The sequence below is a fragment of the Streptomyces sp. NPDC005566 genome, assembly GCF_040605575.1.
Taxonomy (GTDB): Bacteria; Actinomycetota; Actinomycetes; order Streptomycetales; family Streptomycetaceae; genus Streptomyces.
The window spans coordinates 1-17965 of record NZ_JBEXDB010000029.1 but is presented as its reverse complement, the minus strand read 5'-3'; the positions used below and the strand labels follow the sequence as shown (position 1 = coordinate 17965).

The window sequence follows — 17965 nt, the reverse complement described above, 5'->3', positions numbered from 1 at the left end:
CGTTCATCTCCGGACTGCTGCTGGTCGTGTGGTTCCCGCTGATCACCCGGCAGGCGGAGCGCTACGAGCCGGCGAGCGGGCTGTCCCCCGATGTGTTCCTGGGGAACTGGCTGCTGATCACGGCAGCGCTGTTCCTCGTGTCGGGGCTCTGGCTGGTGGTCCGGACGGTCCGGACGCGCCGCAGGGAGACGAAGGAGCGGCCGCCCGCGTCCCACTGATCGACGGAGTGCAGCCCATGAGGGAGGGCGTACCTCATCAGCGCGGGTGTACCGAGCCGGGCCCACGGGAACGGGGCGGTCTTCGCCGGTCCGGCGCCGGAGGAACGTCCGTCGTCCAGCCGCACCCGGACCCGTTCGTCGATGTCCTGCGGCGCGGTCTCGGCGATGAGGAGTCCGCCCGGGGCGAGCAGGTCCGCCGTGCGGTGCAGAAGGTGCCGCGGATCGCCTCCGATGCCGATGTTGCCGTCGACGAGGAGAACGGTGCCCCAACGCCCCTCGCCCGGCAACGGCTCGAAGACGGACCGGTGCAGGGCGGAAGCTCCGAGCCGCAGGGTGCGGTCCACCGCGGCCTCGCTGACGTCGATACCGAGCGCGCGGTGGCCGCGGGCCGCCAGTGCGGCGACCAGCCGTCCGGGCCCGCACCCGATGTCCAGAACGGGGCCTTCGCACCGCTGCAGCGCCGAGAGGTCCGCGGCGTCCGCGTCGGCGCACCAGCGTTCGACGTCCAGCGGCAGCAGCCAGCCGTCCGTACGGCGGAGGAAGAGCGGCCCGTGCCCGTTGCGCAGAGCGTTGGCGTACGGGTCGGTGCTCCATGAGGTGACGTCCGGGCGCGACGGGATCGTCACACCGCGGTCCGTGCCCGTGCGGCTCGTCGTACCGCCGTCGGGGCCACCTGTGCGGCTCACGGGACCGCCGTCCGGGCCGCTTGTGCGGCTCATGGGAGGTCCGTTCCGGCCCGTGCGGCTCATCGGACCGCAGTCCCGGTCAGCCGGGCGAACTCGGCGGCGAATCGCCCGTGCGGCGCGAGGGCCGCGACGGCCCCGGCATCGGCCGCCGTGTCCACGTCCCGCAGCCGGGGAAGATCGCGAACGGCCAGCCCCGCATCGACCAGCCTGCGCCGCTGTGCGGCACCGGTCCCGGGAACGGACATCGGCACACCGCGCAGGAGTTCGGGATCGGGTTCGGCCAGGCCCAGCGCCCAGAAGCCGCCGTCCTCGGCAGGGCCGAACCATGCGTCACAGCCGTCCCAGGCGCCGGGGGACAGCACAGGGGCCAGATCGGCCGCAGTGACCTGTGGGGTGTCCATGCCGATCAGGAGCGTCGGCCCCGCGCAGGCGCCGAACGCGGCGGCGAGCCGCTCGTCGAGACCTCCCGCGCTCTGCTCCATCACCTCGATGCCGGGCGGCAGCCATGGCCCGGGCGCCCCGTCCAGGACGACCACCCGCCGTGTGGCGGGCAGCGCTCCGACGGTACGAAGGGTGTCGCCGAGGGCGGCCTCGGCGAGCCGCGCGGCCTCGACGGGCGAGAAGGGCGGAGTGAGCCGGGTCTTGACCCGGCCGGGCAGCGGCTCCTTGGCGATGACCAGCAGGGTCGTCGACCCGGCCGGCACCGCACGCGCGGTGCCGGGCTCGGACGCCCTCATCGAAAGGCCCCCGCCCGGACCGGCGGCTCACCCAGTACGGCGCGCATGTCGCGGACCGCGTGCCAGGTGCCCGTCCAGGTGCCGGTGACCTTCGACTTTCCCGTCCGTGCGACGTACGGGACGTCCGTCTCGGTGACCCGCAACCCCGCGTCGGCCGCGCGCACGACCATCTGCAGCGGGTAGCCGCTGCGCCGGTCGGTGAGATCGAGCGCCAGCAGATCGGCCCGGCGCGCGGCCCGCATCGGCCCCAGATCGTGCAGCCGCAGTCCCGTACGGCGGCGCAGCATGCGGGCCAGTGCCGCATTGCCCGCCCGCGCGTGCAGCGGCCAGGCGCCGCGCCCCTCGGGACGGCGGCGGCCGAGCAGCAGATCGCTCTCACCGTCGGCGACCCGGCGGACGAAGCCGGGCAGCAGCCCGGGATCCAGCGAACCGTCGCAGTCGCAGAAGCAGACGAACTCCGCCTCGGAGGCGAGAAGTCCGGCCTGACAGGCCGCGCCGAACCCGCGCCGGGGTTCACGCACCACGGTCGCGCCGAGGGAGCGGGCCAGCTCCGCCGAGCCGTCGGTGGAGCCGTTGTCCACGACGATCGCTCGCCAGCCGCGAGGGACCGAGGCCAGCACCCCGGGCAGCGCGGCGGCCTCGTCCAGACACGGCAGGATGATGTCGGCGCGGAGGGCGGAAGTATCGGAAGGAAGGGTCACGCGGATCACCCTACGGAGCGAAAACCGACATTTCGGGTTCCAGATTCTTACGAAATGTGGACGTCGGCAGGCAGCGGCACACGGGCGTCCCCGGCTCCGCGCCGCGGATGCCAGGGTGGGGACATGCAGACGACTCCGGACACCGCGCCGCCCGTCCCCGCCGGCGGGGTGCCTCCGGCGGAGAAGAAGCCCTCGCCGGCGACCGGTACGAAACCTGGGGACCGCGGCCACGTACTCGTCGTGGACGACGACCCCACCGTCGCGGAGGTGGTCACCCAATACCTGACCGGCGCCGGATACGAGGTGGCCCGGGCGGCGAACGGCCCGGCCGCGCTCGAGCAGTACGCCGCCCGCCGCCCGGACCTGGCCGTCCTGGACCTGATGCTGCCCGGGATGGACGGCTTCGAGGTCTGCCGCCGCATGCGGGCGCACGGACCGGTGCCGGTCATCATGCTGACCGCACGCGGTGACGAGGACGACCGCATCCTCGGTCTGGAGACGGGGGCGGACGACTACGTGACCAAGCCCTTCAGTCCCCGTGAACTCGTCCTGCGCGTCGACTCCGTGCTCCGCCGCGTCAGGGCTGCCGCGACATCCGGCGGCCGCTCCGCGCCGCTCGGAGGCGCGGGTCTCGTCCTCGACCCCGCGGCCAGACGCGCGACCTGGGAGGGCCGTGCGCTGGCCCTCACCCTGCGGGAGTTCGACCTGCTCGCCTTCCTCCTGCGCCACCCGGGACAGGTGTTCACCCGGGAGGAGCTGATGCGCGGGGTCTGGGGCTGGGACTTCGGGGACCTGTCGACAGTGACCGTCCACATCCGCCGCCTGCGCGGGAAGGTCGAGGCCGATCCGGCCCGCCCGGAGCTGATCCGCACCGTATGGGGCGTCGGCTACCGCCTGGACCTCCCGCCGGGCCGGGCCGCCGCCACCGGCTCCGTCGATTCGGGCTCCGGAACACCGTCATGACCGACATCCTCATCATCGCGCTCCTCGCCTTCCTGGGCGCCGCCGCGGCCGGACTGCTCGGCGCCCTCGTGCTCCGGCTGTCCCGGCGCCGTTCGCTCGTCGTCTCGCTGACCGTCGTGGCCGCCGTGGCCGTCACCGCGATGCTCGCCGGGACACTGGCCGTCGCCTGGGCGATGTTCCTGTCGCCGCACGACCTGACGGTGGTCACGACCGTCCTCGCCATGGCCGCCGTCGTCTCGCTCGTCACGGCGATGCTGCTGGGCCGCTGGGTGGCGGCGAGGAGCCGCGATCTGACCCTCGCCGCCCGCTCCTTCGGCGACGGCGGCACCTTCGCGGCCCCCGAGGCCCCGGCGACTGCCGAACTCGCGGCTCTCACAAGTGAACTCGCCGCCACCAGCGCCAAGCTCGACAGCTCACGCGAGCGGGAGCGCGCCCTGGAGACCTCGCGGCGCGAGCTCGTGGCCTGGATCTCGCACGACCTGCGCACCCCACTTGCCGGGCTGCGCGCCATGTCCGAGGCGCTGGAGGACGGCATGGCCGTCGATGCGGGGCGCTACCTGCGACAGATACGCACCGAGGTGGAGCGGATGAACGACATGGTCGGCGACCTCTTCGAACTCTCCCGCATCCATGCCGGCTCGCTCACCCTGAGCCCTACGCGGATCTCCGTCCACGACCTGGTGGGCGACGCGCTCGCCGGCGCGGACCCGCTGGCCCGCGAGCACGGCGTGAGGCTGGTCGGCGACCGGATCGAGGCGGTGCCCGTCGAGGTCGACGGCAAGGAGATGAACAGGGTCCTGGGCAACCTCCTGATCAACGCGATCCGCCGCACCCCCGCCGACGGCACCGTCGCCGTGGCCGCGCAACGCACGGGCGGAGGGGTGGTCCTCTCGGTGACCGACGGCTGCGGCGGCATCCCGGAGGAGGATCTGCCCAGGGTCTTCGACACCGGGTGGCGCGGCAGCCATGCCCGTACGCCGCCCGCCGGCGCGGGGCTCGGGCTCGCCATCGTGCGGGGGATCGTCGAGGCGCACGCCGGCCGGGCGGAGGTCCGCAACGTGACGGGCGGCTGCTGCTTCGAGGTGACCCTGCCGGTGGCGTGATCCTCAGGCGGACAGATCCGCCGCCACCTCCCGCAGCGGTGCCGCCGCGAACTGCGCCATGCCCTCGGCGAAGCCGACCTCCGGTTTCCAGCCGAAGTCGTCCCGCAGCCGTCGCGAGTCCGCGGTGACATGACGTACGTCCCCGAGCCGGTACTCACCGGTGGTCACCGGTGCCGGGCCTCCGTGGGCCGAGGCCAGCACGGCAGCCATCTCGCCGATGGTGTGCGGCTGCCCGCTCCCGGTGTTGTACGCGGCGAAAGTGCCCGGTCCGCGCCCCGCGACCGCCTCCAGAGCAACGGTGTTCGCGGCGGCCACGTCCCGCACATGGATGAAGTCCCGCCGCTGACCGCCGTCCTCGAAGACGCGGGGCGGCTCCCCCCGGGCCAGGGCCGAACGGAAGAAGGAGGCGACACCCGCGTAGGGGGTGTCGCGAGGCATCCCCGGTCCGTACACGTTGTGGTAGCGCAGCGACGTCGCGTGTCCGCCCGTCGCGCGCGCCCAGGCCGCGGCGAGGTGCTCCTGGGCGAGCTTGGTCGCCGCGTACACGTTGCGCGGGTCGGCGGGCGCGTCCTCCGCGACCAGCCCGGACTCCAGCTCGGCACCGCAGTCGGGACAGCGGGGTTCGAACCGGCCCGCCACCAGGTCGGCCTCCGCCCGTGGGCCCGGCCGGACCCCGCCGTGCCGGGGACAGGTGTAGCGGCCCTCCCCGTAGACCACCATCGACCCGGCAAGCACCAGACTCCGGACCCCTGCCGCGGCCATCGCGGCCAGCAGCACGGCTGTTCCCAGGTCGTTGCAACCGACGTACTCGGGGGCGTCGGCGAAGTCCTTCCCCAGGCCGACCATCGCCGCCTGGTGGCAGACCACGTCGACGCCCCGCAGTGCACGGTCCACGGCCTCGCGGTCACGTACGTCCGCCACGATCAGCCCGTCGCCACCGCCGGGCGGTGCCGCGGTGCCGCCGTGCGCCGAGGGGAGCAGGGCGTCGAGCACCACCGCCTCGTGCCCGGCGGACACGAGCGTCCGCACGATCTCCGAACCGATGAACCCGGCGCCGCCGGTGACCAGTACACGCATACGCCCACGTTAGGACGCCCGGAGCGGAATCGTCCGCCTCCGGACCGGCACGTCACGGGACCGTAAGCGGTTGGTCCGGACGAGTCCCCGGCATCCTGCGAAGGATGGGATCCACGTCCGGGGCCGACGGACGCGGTTGTTGTCATATAGGCGGATTGCCGTGCTTGCGCTGGGGAAGGTCCGCGTGTTTCCTGCGGAGCATGCGCAGGGCGCTGATCAGTACCGAGCGGGTCTCACGGGGGTCGATCACGTCGTCCACCAGGCCCCGCTCCGCCGCGTAGTACGGGTGCATCAGCTCGTCCCGGTACTCGCGGATCTTCCTGGCCCGGGTCGTCTCCGGATCCGGGGCGGCGGCGATCTCACGGCGGGAGACGACGTCCACCGCGCCTTCCGCGCCCATGACGGCGATCTCGTTGGTCGGCCAGGCGTACGCCAGGTCGGAACCGATCGACCGGGAGTCCATCACGATGTACGCGCCGCCGTACGCCTTGCGCAGGACGACGGATATCCGCGGCACGGTGGCGTTGCAGTACGCGTACAGCAGCTTCGCCCCGTGCCGGATGATTCCGCCGTGCTCCTGGTCGACCCCCGGCAGGAAGCCGGGCACGTCGAGCAACGTGACCAGCGGGATGTTGAACGAGTCGCAGAACTGTACGAAACCGGCCGCCTTCTCGGAGGCCGGGATGTCCAGGACGCCGGCCAGCCACTGGGGCTGGCTGGCGACGAAGCCGACGACCTGGCCGTCCAGCCTGGCCAGGACGCACAGCACGTTGTGCGCCCAGTGCTCGTGCACCTCCATGTACTCGCCCTCGTCGGCGAGTTCCTCGATCACCGCGCGCATGTCGTACGGGCGGTTGCTGTCGGACGGCACCAGGTCGAGGAGGGCCTCGCAGAGACGGTCCGGGGAGTCGGAGGTGCCCGTGACCGGCGGCAGTTCACGGTTGTTCAGCGGCAGCATCGACAGCAGGTAGCGGACCTCATCGAGGCAGGTCCGCTCGTCGTCGTACACGAAGTGCGCGACGCCGGAGACGCTCGCGTGCACGTCGGCGCCGCCCAGGCCGTTCTGGGTGACCCGTTCACCGGTCACGGTGTGGATCACGTCGGGGCCGGTGATGAACATCTGCGAGGTGCCGCGGACCATGAAGACGAAGTCGGTGAGCGCGGGGGAGTAGGCCGCGCCGCCCGCGCACGGGCCGAGCATCACCGAGATCTGCGGGATGACGCCCGAGGCCCAGGTATTGCGGCGGAAGATGCCGCCGTAGCCGGCCAGGGCGCTGACGCCCTCCTGGATACGGGCGCCCGCGCCGTCGTTGAGAGAGACCAGGGGCGCGCCCGCCTGGATGGCCATGTCCATGATCTTGTGGATCTTCTGTGCGTGGGCCTCCCCGAGCGCGCCCCCGAAGATGCGGAAGTCGTGGGCGTAGACGAAGACCAGCCGGCCGTGCACCTCGCCCCACCCGGTGACCACACCGTCGGTGTAGGGCCGTCTGTCCTCCAGCCCGAAGCCGGTCGCCCGGTGCCGGCGTAACTGTTCCACCTCGGTGAACGTGCCTTCGTCCAGCAGCAGTTCGATACGTTCGCGCGCGGTCAGCTTGCCCTTGGCGTGCTGGGCCGCGGTGGCGCGGTCACCGGTGCCGCCGCGTGCCAGCTCCCGCGTGCCGAGGAGTTCGGCGACCTGCTCGCGCGGAGGCTTGCGGTTCACCGGAGCCTCGGCGGGATCCGGGGCCGTCCACATCACATCGGTCATAGTCACCCACCACGTCGACGGCTTGCGGTTCGCCGTAGGCTCGCACGGTGCCGTGGGCGCGTTGTACCCGTGCCGCACCCCTAAATCGGCGGCGCGTTCCGCCGGGCCCGCTCCGCCCGTTCCCGGGCCCGCCGCGCGTAGGGGGCCGGGCTCCCCGGTAGGGGTGTGCCGGACGCCCGGCGGTCTGTAGCGTCGGTCGCCCGGCCGTGTGCCGGTGACGCGGATCAGGACGTACCGCGGGTCGGTTTGTCTTGGGAGCACGGGAGGTTCGGTGGCCGGGTCCGACGTCCGACGGCTGCTGGCGATCAGCGACCTGCACGTGGTGTATGCCGAGAACCGCGCCCTCGTCGAGGAGCTCCGCCCGGAGAACGAAGGCGACTGGCTCATCGTCGCCGGCGATGTCGGAGAGTACGCCGCCGACGTCGAATGGGCCCTCGACCTGTTGCGGCGCCGCTTCGCCAAGGTGATCTGGGCGCCCGGCAACCACGAGCTCTGGACGCCGCGCGACGACGAGGTGCAGCTGCGCGGCGAGGCACGCTACCGGTACCTGGTGGCGCTGTGCCGCCGCCTCGGCGTGGTGACGCCCGAGGACCCGTACCCGGTCTGGGACGCCGGAGGCGATCCGGTCCTGATCGCGCCCCTGTTCGTCGGCTACGACTACAGCTGGCGTCCGGCCGGAACCCGCACCAGGGATCAGGCACTTGCCCTGGCGGAGGAGACCGGCGTCGTCTGCACCGACGAGTTCCTCCTGCACCCCGACCCGTACCCGCGACGCGACGACTGGTGCCGGGCCCGCGTCGCGCTGACGAGGCGGCGGCTCGACGAGGAGCGTGCCGGGCTGCCCACCGTGCTGGTCAACCACTACCCGTTGGTGCGGGAGCCGACCAGGATCCTCCGGTACCCCGAATTCGCCCTGTGGTGCGGCACCGACCTCACCGCCGACTGGCACCTGCGCTACAACGCCCGCACTGTTGTCTACGGCCACCTCCACATCCCCCGTACCACCTGGCACGACGGTGTGCGGTTCGAGGAGGTGTCGGTCGGCTACCCGCGTGAATGGCGACGGCGTTCCGGCCCGCCCGCACGGCTCCGCCCGGTCCTGCCCGCACCGGTGGCCCAGCCCTCCTGACGGAACCCCGCGCCCGCCGGACCCCGCACCGGTGGTTCAGCCCTCCTGACGGATCGTCACCCGCGCCCGCCGGGCCCCGCACAGGCCCCCCGCCGCGCCCCGCACCGGCCCCACGCCGGGGGACCGGCCCGGCTTCGTCAGTGGTCCGCAGCCGTGCCGTCCCTTACCCCGTCACCCCAAGAGAGCGCTTGGGCCCGCGGACCCACCGTCAGGCCCACTGCGCCCGTTGGGCCCTGGGACCGTTGTCCCGCGACTCGGCCGGATGAAAGACTTCCTACGCGGACCAGGGAGAACGGCAGAGGGCCGACGCATGAGGAGGCGTCGGACGGCTGCCGTACGCCGGCCGGTAAGTCGGCTGAACGACGGGGAACGGGCACCGCGCGACGGTGCCTGCGCCCTCGGAATCACGGGGTGAGAGAGGCTGACGCGCACAGTGCTGGTGCAACGCGAGGAACAACTGGCCCGGCTGCGGCGGACGTACCGTGCATCCCAGGAGCAGGGACGTGGGCAGGTGGCGCTCCTGAGCGGGACCGTGGGCTGCGGCAAGACCGAGTTGCTGGAGGTCTTCGGCGAGTGGGTGGCCTCCGTGGGCGGGCGGGTCCTGCGCGCCGCCGGGTCCAGGGCCGAACGCGAGCTTCCGCTGGGTGTGATCTGGCAGCTCCTGCACAGCGCGCCACTGGAACCGGAGGCGGCCGCCGAGATCGACGAGGTCCTGGCAGGTGCCTTCGACCGGCTCACCCGGGCCGCCGGGGCCGGCGAGGAGCTGCCCCCGGGCGACGCCTCCTGGGTGCGGGCCCTGCACGGAGTGTTCACCTCGCTGACCGGCCTGAGCGGCGAGCACCCGGTGGCCGTCGCCGTGGACGACCTGCACCACGCGGACGCGGCCTCGCTCCAGTGCCTGCTGTACGTGATCCGGCGGTTCCGGCGGGCACCCGTCATGATCGTGCTGGCCGAGACCACCACGCTGCGCCCGGTTCATCCGCTCTTAAGGGCCGAGCTGTTCAGCCAGCCCTCCTTCCGGCGTTACACCCTGCCGCTGCTGACCGTCGACGCCGTCGCCCGGCTCGTCGAACGTGACGCATACGGCCGGGCCGGGAGTTCGGCGCCCGAGGTTGCCGCCGGTCTCGTCGGCCTCACCGGCGGCAACCCGCTCCTCGTCCGTGCCCTCCTCGACGAGAAGGCCGGAAGCCCGGGAGGGGCGGGCGCGCACGGGCCGGTCCCCAGCGACGCCTTCGACCAGGCGGTGCTCCGCTGCCTCTACCGGCACGAGCCGGGCGTGCGGCAGGTGGCGCGGGCCCTGGCCGTGCTCGACCGGTCGGCGTCCGCCGAACTGCTCGGTCGGCTCCTCGGCGTTCCGCCGGACTCCACCGCGCCGGCGATGCGGCTGCTGCGCGGTGCCGGCCTCACCGATTCGGGTCGGCTCCGCCATCCGCGGATCCGGGGCCTGATCGTCTCCGACATGCCGGCCGAGGAGCGCCGACGGCTGCACCGGCGGGCCGCCGAGATGCTGTACGAGCGGGGGGCGGAGGCGGGCGAGGTCGCCCGGCACCTGGCCGCCGCCGCCTGGACGGACGTCCCGTGGGCGGCGCCTGTGCCGTCGCAAGCCGCAGAGAAGGCGTTGTCCGCCGCCCGGTCCGGCGCGGTGGCCCCGGAACCGGACCACCACGCCGGGGAGTCACGGGACACGGACGGCGACGTGCTCAGCGAAGCACAGCGGCGGGTGGCTGCGCTGGCCGCGCGGGGGCACACGAACCAGCAGATCTCCCGCAGGCTGTTCATCACCGTGAGTACCGTCGAGCAGCATCTGACCAGGGTCTACCGGAAGTTGGACGTCAGGCGCCGCACCGACCTGCCCGAGCGGCTGGACGCCTGCCGGGAGCCGATGGACGAGGAGAGCGCACACAGCACCGAGGCCTGCTGAAGGCGTCCGGCGCGCGAGGGTGCGGCTCAGCCGGCCGTACCGCGCGCCGCGGGAAGAGCGACGCCGGTGCACACCAGCCGCGGGTCCACCAGGAACCGGCCGGTCAGTACGGCCACCGGCGGACGGGGGGCGAGGACGCGCGCCCTGAACGTTCCGGCGCGGCGATCGAAGACGATGTCCGCCTCCTCGAAGTCCAGGGGGCGGCCGGTCAGCGGGAACCACGCCTTGTACACCGCCTCCTTGGCGCTGAAGAGAAGCCGGTCCCAGCAGACCGAGGGAGCTTCCGCGGACAACTGCCTGGTACGGGCCCTCTCGCCCGGCAGTCCGATGGCCTCCAGCACCCCCTCCGGCAGCGGGCCGTGCGGTTCGGCGTCCACCCCGAGCGCGGCGAACTCCGAGGAACGGGCCAGGACGGACGCGCAGTAGCCCTCGCAGTGCGTCATGCTGCCGACCACGCCCGCGGGCCAGACCGGCGCGCCGCGCGGACCGCTGAGGATCGGGACCGGCGGCATCCCCAGCGCGCCCAGCGCCTGCCGGGCGCAGTGCCGCACGGCGGTGAACTCACGCCGCCGTTTCTCCACCGCCGCCGCGACGAGCGGTTCCTCCTCGGGCAGGAGCGACATACCAGCCGGATCTCCGAAGGACTCGGACACGATGACGGTCGGCGGCAGTATCTGCTCGATCACAGCTGCCGATGCCCGTCCACGCGAGGGGACCACGGCGGCCCGCAAGCGGTGGTCCAGAGGTGCGGCCCCGGCCCGCCGTCCACCGCGCCCGGAGTCAACGGGCCGCCACGGGGAACTCCGCCATGCCGCGGATGATGAACGAGCTGCCGCGCCGGATCCGGCCCGCCCGGCGCAGCCGCGGGATCCGCGTGGCCAGGGCCTGGAACGCGACCTCCGCCTCGAGCTTCGCCAGCGATGCGCCCATGCAGTAATGGATGCCCGCGGAGAACGCCAGGGTGTCGGCGCCGACGCTGCGCGTGATGTCGAAGGTGTTCGGGTCGGGGAAGACCTTCGGGTCGCGGTTGGCCCCGCCGACCATGACCGCCAGCTCCGCGTCGACGGGCAGTGTGCAGCCGGCCAGCTCGAGCCGCTCGTGGACGATGCGCCGGTACTGCTGGACGGGCGGGTCGAAGCGCAGCGTCTCCTCGGCCACGCCGGCGGCGAGCTCGGGCCGCTCGACGAGCAGCCGCCACTGCTCGGGGTGGTTCAGCAGTGCCAGGACGCCGTTGCCGATCAGGTTGACGGTGGTCTCGCTGCCGGCCAGTGGCACGAAGGTCGCCATCGGCACGAGCTCGGTCATGCTCATGCTGCCCTCGTCGACCAGTGCCAGCAGCCGCGTGATCATGTCGTCCTGCGGATCGGCCTTGCGCTGCGCGATGACGTCGACGAGGAGTTCCGTGATCTCCCGGATCGCCGCCTCGGTGCTCTGCGTCTGATCGTAGGTGACCACGCCCTCCAACAGCGGCGTCATCCGGCGGCTGATGCGGTGGAAGTCGTCACGACAACGGTCCGGGATCCCGACGAGGTCGGCGATCAGGGCCACGGGCAGCCGCTGCGCGAAAGCAGTCATCAGGTCGAACGGCCCGTCCTCGGCGAGGAGATCATCGATCAGTTGATCGCAGATCTCCTGGATACGGGACCGCCAGCCCTCGGCCATACGCGGGTTGAGGGTGGGGGCCGCGATGCGGCGCAGCCTGGTGTGGTCCGGCGGATCGGCGCCGAGCAGCGAGTTGTCGAAGCCGATGAACTCCGGGAGCTTCTCCCCGCCGGCCTTCCGGACCCCGAAGCGCCGGTCCCGCAGGATCTGGTTGGCGAGTCCGTGGTCCGCGGTCACCCAGGCGCCGATGGAGCTCTGATGGAGAAGCCCCCGGGCCCTGATCTCCTCGAAGTGGGGGTACGGGCTCTCCGGAACGCTCAGCACCTTGGCGTACGGGTCGCCCAGGTCGGCCTGCACGCGGATGAAGTCGTGGAAGAAGGCCAGCTGCGCCCGCAACTGTCGTTCGCTCGGCCGCATCGGTGCCAGCTCCTAACCGCGTCTCGCCATGGCGTCCCGGATTCGAGAACGTAATGATGACCGCCCCCTACCGGACACCCCTAACCTCCGGCCCCCGGCCGCCCCCGGTGAGCACTTCGCCCGGTCATCCGGGCAAGTCCGGCGAACGGGAGGCCGGGGACGGCATCAGGTCGGGTCCCCTGCCCACGAGAGCAAGCTGGCCGGCAGGTCCGAGCGGCTGTTGATCCGCAGTTTGCGGTAGACCCGGGTCAGATGCTGTTCGACGGTGCTGACCGTGACGAACAGCTTCCGCGCGATCTGCCGGTTGGTGCAGCCCTGGGCCGCGAGCGAGGCGACCCGGCGTTCGGCGTCGCTGAGTTCGAAGGTGGCCGGATCGTCCGCCAGGGAGGCGATCACCGGGCTCGTCTCCGCGGCCGGGGGTTGCCGTTGTTCCGGCAGGGTCACCATGATCTGGCTGGCGAACTGCTGCGCCCGGCGGCCGATGACCCGGGCGTGCGTGTACTCGCCGAGGGCGTGCTGGGCGTTGCTCAACACGGCCAGGGTCTCGGCCAGTTCCAGCTGGTCCCCGCCGGCCTGCAGCAGCTCGACCGCCTCGCGCAGGATCGGTGGCCGGCTGCGCGCTTCGCTGGAGGCGGCGAGGACCCGAAGCGTGATGCCCCGGGTACGGACGTTCTGGTTGCCGAGCAGCGCGATCTGGTCGGCGGCCAGGGTGCCGGCGGAAAGCCCTCCCGCCAGCCGGGCCGCGGCGAGGTCGGTGCGCCACGGCACCAGGCCGGGAAGGTCCGAGCCCCAGCGGCGCATCAGGTCTCCGCACGCCTCGAAGTCCTCGATCGCGGCCTCATGGCGGCCGCACGCGAGGTAGTAGTGGCCGCGGGCACGCCGGTAGTGCAGTCCGATCGTGGTCTGGAACATGGCGTCCGGCACCGCCATGTTCAGATGGCTGAGAGCCTGCTCGTTCTCGCCCGCTCGGGTGGCGGTCATGATCAGGACGGACAGCGGGATGCCGATCAGTATGCCCAGCCCTCTGGGCGGGATCTGCCGGAGGCTCGTGAGGGCATGCCCCTCGGCCTCGGCCAGTTCGCCCTGGCGGTGGCTCACCATCGCCCGCAGTCCGGAGAATACGGCCAGCCAGGTGGGTGCCGACCGCCGTCGCGCCTCGTCGAGCAGGCGGTCGCACCAGGACGCCGCGGTGTCCAGACAGTCCGCGAAGATCAGCGTCTCGAGGGCGATCAGGATGGGATAGAGCGTGTGGTCCTCCAGGCGGCAGCTCTGCAGCAGCGCCTTGGCGTCGGCCACGACCTCGTCGGTGTATCCGGAGGTGTGGACGGCGTGGACGAGGCCCGCAGCCAGCGTCCTCGGCCCGGCCGCGGTGACCGACCGCGCCGACGAGGCGGCCGGCGGCTCCTTCACCGGCTCGACCACGCCGGGATACCAGTACGCCAGCGCCATGCGGGCGTTGTACAGCGGAACCGAGGAGCCGTCGGGTCTCTCGGGCCCGGCCGACGCCTCGACCCGGGCCAGCACCGCCTCTGCCTCGGCCGGCCTGCCGTACCACTCCAGGGGGGCGACCAGCATCAGAGAGTCCTCGCGGGAGAGCTGTCCGGACCGGAACGCGTCCAGGAGCCTGTCCACATGGTGTTCCGCGAAGACGGGGTCGAGCCGCCATTTCGCGCGCGCCAGCAAGGCGTCGATGCCCACCCGTGCGTCCGGGTGGGCCTCCTCGCGGTCGGTCAGCCGCAGACAGTCGAGAGCGAGGCCGCTGTCGTCCTGCGCCAGCGCCTGCTCGGCCGCCTTCAGCAGGATCGGCACCGTCCCGGGCGGCGTGGGCTGGCGCGCTGCCACCCAGTGCCGTGCCACGCGCACCGGTGAGGCGCCCGCCCGGTCCAGCAGCCCGGCGACCCGGGCGTGCAGGGCGACGCGTTCCTCAGGACCCATCAGGTCCAGCACCACTTCGCGGGAACGCCGGTGGCGCAGGCGGCCGTTGGCGATCAGACCGGCCTCGGTGGCGGCATCGAGGGCCCACTCGGTGGCGGAGGTCGTCCCGTCCAGCAGTTCGGCCAGGAAAGCGGCGGGTACCGCCTCGTCCAGCGCGGCGACGGCGCGCACCACCGGCAGGAGGCTCGGATCGCTGCGCATCAGGCAGTTCAGTACAGCCTGCCCGAATACGTGCCCGGCGGCCGGAATCGACGTCTCGGGATGGCCGGCCTGCCGGCGCGCCTGCGCCGCCCGGAGCTCCTCGACGAAAGCCATGAGAAGCAGCGGGCTACCGCCGGTCGCCTCGTAGAGGGTCGCCGGGGTGTTGTCCCCGAGGTCGATCGCCTCGGCCCGCAGCACCGCGGCGACGCCCACCGGTGAAAGCATGTTGAGACGGATCAGCTGGCGGTGCGGCTGGCTGAGCAGCTGGGCCCAGATCATCGGCCGCGCGGGCCGGACGGTGGTGTTGTCGTTGAATACGACGAGGACGGGCGCGTGGTCGATACGGCGCACCAGGTACCGCAGACACTCCAGGGAGTCCGTGTCCACGAAGTGGGCGTCGTCGACCCCGATCAGCAGGGGCGCCCGTTCGGCCGCGGCCAGGATGATGCCGGTCAGCCCGTGCAGGACCGGCACGACGACCTGGGCCGTCGCCTCGTCGTCGCTGCCGTGCAGCATGGAGGTGAGCGCGCCGGCCTCCAGCAGCCGCTGGGCCCGGGCGGCCTCCTCTTCCTGCAGGTCCAGCCCGGCGAAGATCTGGGTCATCGCCCCCATCGGGTTGGTCTGCTCGGCCTGGGACCCGGTGGCGCCGACGTAGGCGACTCCGGCCGCGGCCGCTTCGCGCGCCAGACTGCGCAGCAGTTCGGTCTTGCCGACCCCTACGGGGCCGCGGATGACCACCGAGCCTCCGGCGCCGACGACACATGCGGCGAGAGACGCGCGCAGCACCGCCAGTTCGGCATCACATTCGACACGGACCATCGACTTACTCTCCCCGTGAGCTCACCTGCGGCCACCGGTCCCCCTTCGCACCCACACATGGGGGTGGTGGCCCGCACAATCACTGCGGCTCGATGCCGCGATTCGCAGGGTGCGAGGTATTCAGCGCATAGACATGAGCCTGTCTCGATACATCCAGGAGGTATCGGAAATCTTCCGTTTCAGTGTGATTCCCTCAAGTGAACTGAATGTGACGCAGGGATTTCCCGGGTTGCCCGAACGTTTCCTCCTGGGTGATTCCAGGTGGAAACGCCGACCGTTACGGTCCGGTTCGGGATGGGTTTGCGGGAGACGACAGGGATTGCAACTGACTCAGCATGATTTTGAGTAGTCGGGTCTGATGCGTCGTGAGAAAGAAGTGCCCACCGTCGAAGACGTGGAAGTCGAACTCGGCGCCGGTGTGGTTCTGCCAGGCCCGTGCCTCCTCGACCGTGGCCTTCGGGTCGTCGTCGCCCACGAAGGCGGTGACCGGACAGTTCAACGGGGGGCCGGGTACGTAGTCGTAGGTCTCCGCCGCCCGGTAGTCGGAACGAGTGGCCGGCAGGATCATGCGCAGCATCTCCTCGTCGCCGAGGATGTTGCCGTCGGTGCCCTGCAGACGCTGCAGTTCCTTGATGAACCCCGCGTCGGACTGCAGGTGGATCCGTTCGTCCCGCGGCATGGACGGCGCCCGCCGTCCCGAGGCGAACAGCCAGGCCGGGGTCACGCCCCGTTCCTGCTCGAGCAGGCGCGCCAGCTCGAAGCCCACCGTCGCGCCCATGCTGTGCCCGAAGAGCGCGAGCGGCTTGTCGAGCCACCCGTCGAGTGTGCCGAGGATCGCCCGCGCCAGGGAGGGCAGGTCTTCGATGTTCGGCTCCGAACGCCGGTCCTGGCGGCCCGGATACTGCACGGCCAGGACTTCGACCTCCGGCGAAAGCGACCGGGAGACCGGGAAATAGAAGCTGGCGGAGCCGCCGGCGTGCGGCAGGCACAGCAGCCTGACGTCACTGTCCGGTGCCGGATGATACCGGCGGATCCACAAACCGGTGTCGTCCTGCGCAGTCGTCATTCCCCGACCCCTTTGTGTGGCATTTGTATCCCGCGCCGCAAGCGTTCGTGCCTGACAACGCACCCGTGTGTGGGTTATTTGAAGGATCGGAAGTGATTTTCCGGGGGTGTGATCTGGCCAGCAACCCCTACCGCGATGGAGTGCCCCCTACGCAAGGGTTACGGGTTGACTCGGGCAGCACCGGTGTCGTAATTCGGTTCCCGGTCCGGTGCCCTCGGTTTGATGCCCCGCCAGGTGGACGCAGGGAGGTCCGGAACCCTGGACTTCCGGAACCCCGGAACCCCGGGGTTCCGGACTCAGCCCCCGAGCTCCTCGTCGATCAGCGCGAAGATGGTGTCGGCCGTGGCGGTCTCCAGATCCCGGCCGTCGGCCCCGTCCGGCCGCCGGTCCCCGCCCTGGATCCGCTCGAGCATGACCTCCAGCCGTGAGCGGACCGTCGTCCGCTCGCCGGCCGTCAGCCCGGTCTCCCCGGCCGTCAGTTCGGCGAGCCCGGCTTCCATCCGCGCCAACTCGTCCAGCAGTGTCTCGGCCGGTGTCCTGTCCTGCGGCACGAGCTCGTCCAGCAGACGCTTGGCCAGCGCGGCCGGAGTCGGGTGGTCGAAAACGAGTGTGGCCGGCAGCCGCAGCCCGGCCGCGCCGTTGAGCAGATTGCGCAGTTCGACCGCGGTGAGTGAGTCGAACCCAAGATCCTTGAACGGCCGGTCCGCCCCGATCGCGTCGGGCGAGGCGTGCCCGAGCACCACGGCCGAGGAGGTGACCACCAGGTCGAGCAGCACCGAGTCCCGCTGGGAGGCGGGCATCCCGGCGAGCCGGTCCCCGAGCGACGGCCCCGCCTGAGCCGCCGTGCCGACGGCGCGCCGCACCGGACGGCGCATGAGCCCGCGCACCAGCGGAGGGATCTCGGCATCGGTGGTATGCGGGGAGGCGAGATCGAGGTTGATCGGCACCAGGTGTGGGGTGGGGTGTGTCTGGGCTGTGTCGAAGAGGGCGAGGCCTTGGGCGGTGGTCAGGGTGGTGCCGGCGGTGGTGGCGCGGGCCCGGTCGGTGTCGGCGAGTCCGCCGGTCATGGTGCTGGCCTGCTGCCACATGCCCCAGGCGAGGGAGAGGCCGGGCAGGCCTTCTGTGCGGCGTCGGGTGGCGAGGGCGTCGAGGTAGGCGTTGGCGGCGGAGTAGTTGGCCTGGCCGGGAGTACCGAACGTTGCCGAGGCGGAGGAGTAGAGGACGAACATGGTGAGGTCGGTGTCGCGGGTCAGTTCGTCGAGGTTCGCGGCGGCGGTGGCCTTCGCCCGCAGGACGGTTTCCAGGCGTTCCTGGGTGAGGGCGGTGAAGACACCGTCGTCGAGGACACCTGCCGCGTGGACGACGCCGGTGAGTGGTGTGTCGGTGGGGATGTCCGCGAGGACGGCTGCGAGGGCGTCGCGGTCGGCGGCGTCACAGGCGACGATCCGTGCCTGGGCGCCGAGTTCGGCGAGCTCTGCGACGAGTTCGGTGGCGCCGGGGGCGTCAGAGCCACGGCGGGAGAGCAGGAGGAGGTGGCGGATGCCGTGGTGGGTGGCGAGGTGGCGGGCGAGGAGTCCGCCGAGGGTGCCGGTGCCGCCGGTGATCAGTACGGTGCCGTCCGGGTTCGGGCGGGCGGGGAGGGC

Annotated in this window: 14 protein-coding genes; 4 read left to right on the top strand and 10 right to left on the bottom strand. The window is 72.0% G+C overall.

The annotated features are described in order from the left end of the window. Positions 1 to 61: 61 nt before the first annotated feature. The 3 genes from ABZS61_RS32370 to ABZS61_RS32360 are packed head-to-tail and all read right to left on the bottom strand — an operon-like array spanning position 62 to position 2342. A complete protein-coding gene (locus ABZS61_RS32370; protein WP_356429283.1) occupies positions 62 to 937 on the bottom strand; it encodes a methyltransferase domain-containing protein in 876 nt (291 codons plus the stop codon). A 26-nt stretch (positions 938 to 963) separates the two neighbouring features. Next, positions 964 to 1641, bottom strand: a complete 678-nt coding sequence (locus ABZS61_RS32365; RefSeq protein ID WP_356429280.1) for a DUF2064 domain-containing protein — start codon at positions 1639 to 1641, stop codon at positions 964 to 966. After that, positions 1638 to 2342, bottom strand: a complete 705-nt coding sequence (locus tag ABZS61_RS32360) for a glycosyltransferase family 2 protein (RefSeq protein WP_356429277.1) — start codon at positions 2340 to 2342, stop codon at positions 1638 to 1640. Before ABZS61_RS32360 ends, ABZS61_RS32365 begins: the two co-directional genes overlap by 4 nt. A 123-nt stretch (positions 2343 to 2465) precedes the next feature. On the opposite strand from ABZS61_RS32360, the gene ABZS61_RS32355 reads away from it, so the two are divergent. Continuing rightward, complete coding sequence (locus ABZS61_RS32355) at positions 2466 to 3305, top strand: response regulator transcription factor (RefSeq protein ID WP_356429274.1); 840 nt, start codon at positions 2466 to 2468, stop codon at positions 3303 to 3305. Beyond that, the gene (locus ABZS61_RS32350) at positions 3302 to 4408 is read left to right on the top strand and encodes a HAMP domain-containing sensor histidine kinase (protein WP_356429271.1); all 1107 of its coding nucleotides are present in this window, start codon (positions 3302 to 3304) and stop codon (positions 4406 to 4408) included. The genes ABZS61_RS32355 and ABZS61_RS32350 overlap by 4 nt, the downstream gene beginning before the upstream one ends. Before the next feature lie 3 nt (positions 4409 to 4411). On the opposite strand, the gene ABZS61_RS32345 is transcribed toward ABZS61_RS32350, so the two are convergent. Together ABZS61_RS32345 and ABZS61_RS32340 are read right to left on the bottom strand one after the other, a co-directional pair. After that, a complete protein-coding gene (locus ABZS61_RS32345) occupies positions 4412 to 5485 on the bottom strand; it encodes an NAD-dependent epimerase/dehydratase family protein (RefSeq protein ID WP_356429268.1) in 1074 nt (357 codons plus the stop codon). A gap of 142 nt (positions 5486 to 5627) precedes the next feature. Continuing rightward, positions 5628 to 7232, bottom strand: coding sequence for an acyl-CoA carboxylase subunit beta (locus tag ABZS61_RS32340; RefSeq protein ID WP_356429265.1), 1605 nt, complete (start codon positions 7230 to 7232; stop codon positions 5628 to 5630). 271 nt (positions 7233 to 7503) lie between these two features. Here ABZS61_RS32340 and ABZS61_RS32335 point away from each other — a divergent pair, with 271 nt between their 5' ends. Together ABZS61_RS32335 and ABZS61_RS32330 are read left to right on the top strand one after the other, a co-directional pair. Continuing rightward, positions 7504 to 8361, top strand: a complete 858-nt coding sequence (locus tag ABZS61_RS32335; RefSeq protein WP_356429262.1) for a metallophosphoesterase — start codon at positions 7504 to 7506, stop codon at positions 8359 to 8361. A gap of 439 nt (positions 8362 to 8800) precedes the next feature. Next, positions 8801 to 10282 carry an AAA family ATPase gene (locus ABZS61_RS32330; RefSeq protein WP_356429260.1) on the top strand — a complete coding sequence of 494 codons (1482 nt, stop codon included), beginning with the start codon at positions 8801 to 8803 and terminating at the stop codon, positions 10280 to 10282. 26 nt (positions 10283 to 10308) lie between these two features. On the opposite strand, the gene ABZS61_RS32325 is transcribed toward ABZS61_RS32330, so the two are convergent. The 5 genes from ABZS61_RS32325 to ABZS61_RS32305 form a co-directional block, all read right to left on the bottom strand. After that, positions 10309 to 10968 (bottom strand): 4'-phosphopantetheinyl transferase superfamily protein, encoded by a 660-nt coding sequence (locus ABZS61_RS32325; protein WP_356429257.1) that lies wholly within the window; start codon positions 10966 to 10968, stop codon positions 10309 to 10311. A 94-nt stretch (positions 10969 to 11062) separates the two neighbouring features. Next, positions 11063 to 12301 carry a cytochrome P450 gene (locus ABZS61_RS32320; RefSeq protein WP_356429254.1) on the bottom strand — a complete coding sequence of 413 codons (1239 nt, stop codon included), beginning with the start codon at positions 12299 to 12301 and terminating at the stop codon, positions 11063 to 11065. A gap of 165 nt (positions 12302 to 12466) precedes the next feature. Further along, positions 12467 to 15256, bottom strand: a complete 2790-nt coding sequence (locus ABZS61_RS32315; protein WP_356429251.1) for an AAA family ATPase — start codon at positions 15254 to 15256, stop codon at positions 12467 to 12469. Positions 15257 to 15533: 277 nt separating this feature from the next. Continuing rightward, the gene (locus ABZS61_RS32310) at positions 15534 to 16322 is read right to left on the bottom strand and encodes an alpha/beta fold hydrolase (RefSeq protein WP_356429248.1); all 789 of its coding nucleotides are present in this window, start codon (positions 16320 to 16322) and stop codon (positions 15534 to 15536) included. 296 nt (positions 16323 to 16618) lie between these two features. Then, positions 16619 to 17965: SDR family NAD(P)-dependent oxidoreductase (locus ABZS61_RS32305; RefSeq protein WP_356429245.1), on the bottom strand; the 1347-nt coding region annotated here is incomplete at its 5' end.